The following is a 206-nucleotide window of genomic DNA, read 5'->3' as shown; positions in this document are numbered from 1 at the left end:
CGACAGCCGATTGGGCGGATATAGCCGCCGATTGCGGCTATGCCGACCAGGCTCATCTGGTGCGGGAGTTTGGCGACCTCGCCGGCGAGACGCCAACCGCGCTCTCCGTCAGGTAACATTTCTTCAAGACGCCGAACCGGCCTTTGAGCAGAGTGGGTTAACGACCAACCCAACGAAGGAGGTTCCCATGCCCACCACCACTGAAG

1 pseudogene is annotated in these 206 nt (G+C 61.2%); it reads left to right on the top strand.

The window, feature by feature from the left end:
- A pseudogene (locus tag EOB49_RS38585) lies at positions 1-116 on the top strand (AraC family transcriptional regulator); the annotation flags it as partial.
- Between the last annotated feature and the right edge of the window lie 90 nt (positions 117-206).

The sequence above is a fragment of the Mesorhizobium sp. M7A.F.Ca.MR.148.00.0.0 genome (genome assembly GCF_003997735.1).
Lineage (GTDB): Bacteria > Pseudomonadota > Alphaproteobacteria > Rhizobiales > Rhizobiaceae > Mesorhizobium.
The sequence above is the reverse complement of the archived record's forward strand: the minus strand, read 5'-3'. Positions and strand labels throughout refer to the sequence as shown.